The 5,427-nt window shown below is 60.5% G+C and carries 2 protein-coding genes; both read right to left on the bottom strand.

All coding sequences use genetic code 11. The features are described 5' to 3' along the window. On the bottom strand, positions 1–4,789 hold a 4,789-nt coding region (locus B1400_RS08565), incomplete at its 3' end, for an Ig-like domain-containing protein (RefSeq protein ID WP_133064669.1). A 387-nt stretch (positions 4,790–5,176) separates the two neighbouring features. Further along, the coding region (locus tag B1400_RS10005) for an S-layer homology domain-containing protein (RefSeq protein ID WP_095613985.1) at positions 5,177–5,427 on the bottom strand (251 nt) is incomplete at its 5' end.

Here is a 5,427-nt window from a genome sequence, read left to right as displayed (position 1 = left end):
GCTTGCTGCCATACCCGAACGAACCATCCGAATTACCCAGCGTAATACCCGCATTCGCGCACCACAGGATCTCCTTGGCACCGAACGTACCCTGCTTCACATCAGAGAACCGACGGTAATCCGCAGCCGACGGCGCAAACGACGCCGCACCCTGCACACCGGCAAGCTTCGCATACCGATACAGGAACACCGCCATATCCTGACGCGTCAACTTGTCATTACCATTGAACCGGCCATTCGAACCCTGCGAAATGCCGTTCTTCGCCAGCCACAGGATCTCCTTGGCACCATACGACCCCTGCTTCACATCAGAGAACCGCTGGTAATCCGCAGCCGACGGCGCAAACGACGCGGCACCCGCCACACCATGCACCTTCGCCAGACGATACAGGAAGATCGCCATATCCTGACGGCTCAGATGATCACCATAACCGAAACGACCATCCGAATACCCATTCGTGATACCCTGCGCCGCCAACCACTCGATCTCATCATGGAACGCCACACCAGCCGGCACATCCGAGAACCGATCAGACGAACCACCATTCTTCGACACCGTCAGCACAATCGCGGCGGACTTGCCGGAGGCCGTCACGGTGATTGCCGTAACGCCTTCCTTCTTCGCCGTGACCTTGCCGTTGCCGTCGACCGTCGCGACCGACGTGTCAGAGGACGACCAGTAGGCCGCACCGACCGTCGCGTTCGACGGGTTCGCCTTCACGGAAAGCTGGACGCTCTTGTTCTGCGCAAGCGTGAGCTTGCCGCCCGAGACGCCGCTGCCCGAGATTGAGATCGACTGCAGAACCGCTCCGTTGTTCTGGACCGTCACGATAATCGATGCGGACTTGTTGCCGGCGGTAGCGGTGATGACCGCGTTGCCAGCCTTGATGCCGCGCACCGTGCCGTTGCTGACGGTGGCCACCTCCGCGTTCGACGTGCTCCACGTGACGGTGCGGTCCGTCGCGTTGTTCGGCAGCACGGTCGCGTTGAGGTTGAGGCCAGCGCCAACGTTGATCGTCGCCTTGCCGCTCGAGACGCCAGTACCCGAGATTGCGACCGAATTGACCGCAATGTAATCGGAAGCAACCGTCACCTTAATCGAGGCCGACTTGCCACCGGCCGTCGCCGTGATCGTCGCGGTGCCCGTCGAGACAGCTTTCACCGTGCCCGACGCGTCCACCGTCGCCACCGAAGTGTTCGACGACTTCCACGACACCGCGCGATCCGTCGCGTTCGCAGGAGCCACGCTCGCCGTGAGCTTCCGCGTCGCGCCGGTTGCCAGCTCGAAATCGCCACCCGAAATCGACACCGAAGTCACCGGAACGGTCACCGTGCACGGAGGATTGTCAACGGTGAGCTGGCCGCTCTTGACGAGCAGCGACTCGCCGGTGCCCTTGTAGTTCTTCTCGCCGTTGTTGTCCCAAGTGCCCGAGCCGTTGTTGAACACGAATTCGACTTCGTCCTGATCGGGGTTGTCGATCGTGTACTTGACGTAGCCATCGCAGGCAGCGTCCATCTTCACGCCGGGCGCGGTCGTCCACGTGCCGGCCACACCACCCTTGTTCACACGGTAGTGCAGGTAGGTGGAGTCCGCGCCGTAGGCGCTCGTCGGATAGTAGACGGTTGTCGTCGTCGGAATGATGAGCTCGCCGGTCACGATGATCGTGATCGTGTCGGTCTTGTCTCCGGCCTTCGCCGTGATCGTCACCGTACCGGCCTTGTTCGCCTTGACGTTGCCCTTCGAGTCGACGGTCGCGATCTGTTCATTGGAGGAGCTCCACGTGACCTTCTTGTTCGACGCGTTCGACGGGGCGACGGTCGCGCTCAGCTTCGCCGTGCGCGAGGTGCCGAGGTCGATCGACATCGAGGAGCCTTCGTTGATCGTCACCGATTCGACAGGAATCGTTTCGATGACACCACCGGCGGCGCCGATGCGAGCGAGCGGAGCGGAGTACGAGTCGTCATCGGACTTCTCGTAGGAGTTGTTCTCCTGCGACTGCGTATCCGGGAGATCGGCGTTGTCGTTCGCGGCGAGGTCGTACGGAAGCGAGTCCATGCCCGACAGGCCATAGGTGGCGACAATCTGCACACCGACGCCGGTCTTCTCGACGTCGGCCGCCGTGATGCCAAGCTCTTCGAGCGGAATGGCCAGCTCGCAGATCGAATCCTGGGCGCCCGGGTTGTGCCCCTTGGACTTGAAGTTGACCCAGTTGCCGTTGTCGTTCTTCACATCGCCCGGCACACGCCCATTGCTGGCGCCCCAAGCATTGTCAAGACCCCAGACCTCATTGCTGAGCAGACCGGTTCCAGCCGCATACTGCATCTTGGTCTTCTGCGTACCGACAGCCGGAGCCGCGCCCGGACCATAGATCGCGTTCGCGTTCAGACCGGTCTCATCGCCGCCGTACATCCAGGGACCATTCTCGCCCTTCTTCAAGGCAAGCCCGATGACATTGTTGACATTCTGCTCCCATGAGATGCGCGAATCCCAGATCGTGCCGCCGGTCTGCAGATTGGCGTTCTTGCCGACGCGGTTATCGGAACGTCCGGTGTCAAGCGCAATCCACGCGGCAGGTCCCTTTTCGGTATGGACCGGACGATTGAGCGGGAAGTCGTCACCGGGATCAACGACATCCTGGACGTTGGTCATCTCCCACATCAGATAGAGATTGTCATCGTCATAGGTGCCATAGAGGGCATACAAATCGATGGGCATCTCATACATCGAATTCGGACGGTAGACGCGGGGATCATCATTCGCGGTACCCTGCGCGATGAGCATGGAGCTGTCCCAATCGCTGGCGGAGCCATCGACCGAAATCGTCTTCTTTTTCTTCTGGCCGGCCGTATTCGTCGAATAGTACTTGGCGAGCTGCTGCTGGCTGCGTTCGACCTTCTCATAGGTGTATTCGACTTTGAGGTCCTTGCCGGTCGCACCGGTGCCCTTGCCGGTGAGCGTCAGCGTGATGACATCGCCGACTTCGGCATTGGCGCCGACGGTAATCTTGTCGCCGGAGACGAAGGTGCCGGACTTGCCGTCGGAGGTCGACCACTTGAGGTTCGTCGCGTTCTGCGCGCGCACGGTGACTTCGATGCCAGAACCGGTGAAGGTCGTGTTGATCGGCGCGGCGCTGATCGTCTCGGCATCGATCGTCGTGCCGCCCTTGTTGTTCCAGAACACCGCGACCTTGCCACCCGGAGCGCGGCCGGACGTGATCTTGCCGCCGGAGACGGTGATCTGGCCGCCGTTGACCTGATCCTTGTACTGGCCGTCATCGAGCGTCGTCGAGATGCCGCTGAGGTCCTTGTCTCCACCGGAGTTGACCACGACGGCACCGTTGTTGTCCGGCGAACCGTCATCGATGCCGCGCTCGATCATCAGGCAGGAGTTGTCGCCCTGGCAGTTCTGCATGTTTTCGGGCGAGCCCTCCATCGCATTGCGGAACTTGTTGACCCAGGTGACCTCGGGATGCTTCCACTCGTCATCGCCAGCCATGCCAAGCGTCGTACGCTCGGAGAACTGGTTATTGTTCGTGCCGCCGGAACCGACCGGACGGTTGAAGAACAGCGGCGCGCCGCCGGCGCGGGACGCGATGATCGCCCATCCCTTGCGGATCTTGTCGGCCGAAATGCGCGTCGAGACGCCCACTTTGCCGATTTCCGTATCGACTTCCTTGTTCGCATAGTTGTCATGCGATTCGACCCAGGTGACGAGCTGGTTGTCACGCACGCCGTCACCCTGCAGATTGCGCAGCGACTGGGCGTTCATGCTTCCCGAGTTGATCGCGGCACGTACGGCGCCACCGTACTTCGAACCGGTGTTGCCGCCGCCATTGCTCGAATACTTGTCGAAGAGGGCCGGATACGCCGCGGCGTTCAGGCCGGAATCGCCCTGCAGCACCTCACCGTACTGGTACTGCGCGCCGTTCGACAGGATCGTGTCGAAATACGGCGAATGCGTATCGAACTCATCCGGGAGCTCGATGTGCTTCGCGGCATCGTAGCGGAAGCCGTCCACACCATCATCGACGGCGCGGGCGAGATAATCATGCATTCGGTCCGCAACGCTTTGGCTCTGGGTGTTCAGATCCCACAAGCCGAGCAGATGGCACTGGGTGACCTTCCAACGGTTGCTGTAATCGATGCGGTCGCCGTTGTGGCTGGTGCTTTCCTGCTTGTCGCAGATGCCCCATGCTTGGTGGAAGTTGCCCTCCGAACGCCAATCGGAATCAATGGCGTTCCAATCGGAGCTGAAATGGTTGATGACGCCGTCGACGATTACTCGGATGCCGTATTTGTGCGCTTCGGCGGTCATCGCCTTGAGCTCGTCCTCAGTGCCGACGACCTTGTTGCCGATCTTCGTGCCGGTCGGCTGGTAGACGTAATACCAGTTCTCATCGAACTGCATGCCGTTGACCGGCCCCTTGATCTCACTGATCGGCGAGGTCTGGATGGACGTGTAACCCGCGGCGGCGATCTCCGGCATCTTCTGCTTGATCGTGTTGAACGACCACATCCATGCATGCAGGATTGCGCCGTAGCTCATCTCCTGGGCGAGGCCGTACTGCTTGCGCGCCGCTTCGAACGTCGCGTTGCCCAGCGTACGGTCGTAGCTCGTCGTCGGGCCCACATGATCGGCGGCGACCGCCGTGGAAGCCCCCACGACCATGCCGCTTGCAAGTGTCGCCGTGGCCGCAAGGCCGGCGATCGCCTTCATCATGAACCCGCGCCCCGAGCGGCGCTTGTCAGAGACGGGAGCGGTCCCGTGCTCTTCAGACAGAGGTGTCATGCCACTGTCTCCTTTTCTTCTCTAGAATAGGTTCTTTCTTTCCTTATGGTGCGGCCCCGTCAGCACAGCCGGGAACCCGCTGCGGCACCCTCCCGACGCCGGATACACCGTCGGCAAAAGAGTACAGACAGTCAACACAATCGTTGTGCAACCGTTCGCATTCCATCTAGTATACCCAAATACTTGCACAACATCAACACAAGTGGGTCATATAGAGAACGTTCGCATCATATGAAAGCCAATCTGTTCCAGACATTCCCACTGCAGTCGTCCATGCGTTCCATCCTCGACGAATATAGAAACAGGCGGCTCCCCGAAAGATGTCTTCCGGGGAGCCGCCTTGGCTCAACGTGCCGTCAGGTTAGGAAACGGGACGCATGTTTTGGTTCAGATGAGTTTGTCGAGGCGGTACAGGAACGCGGCCATCGCAGAACGCGTCAGCTTGCTGCCATACCCGAACGAACCATCCGAATTACCCAGCGTAATACCCGCATTCGCGCACCACAGGATCTCCTTGGCGCCGAACGTACCCTGCTTCACATCAGAGAACCGACGGTAATCCGCAGCCGACGGCGCAAACGACGCCGCACCCTGCACACCGGCAAGCTTCGCATACCGATACAGGAACACCGCCATAT

This window comes from Bifidobacterium italicum (assembly GCF_002286915.1).
GTDB lineage: Bacteria > Actinomycetota > Actinomycetes > Actinomycetales > Bifidobacteriaceae > Bifidobacterium > Bifidobacterium italicum.
The sequence above is the reverse complement of the archived record's forward strand: the minus strand, read 5'-3'. Positions and strand labels throughout refer to the sequence as shown.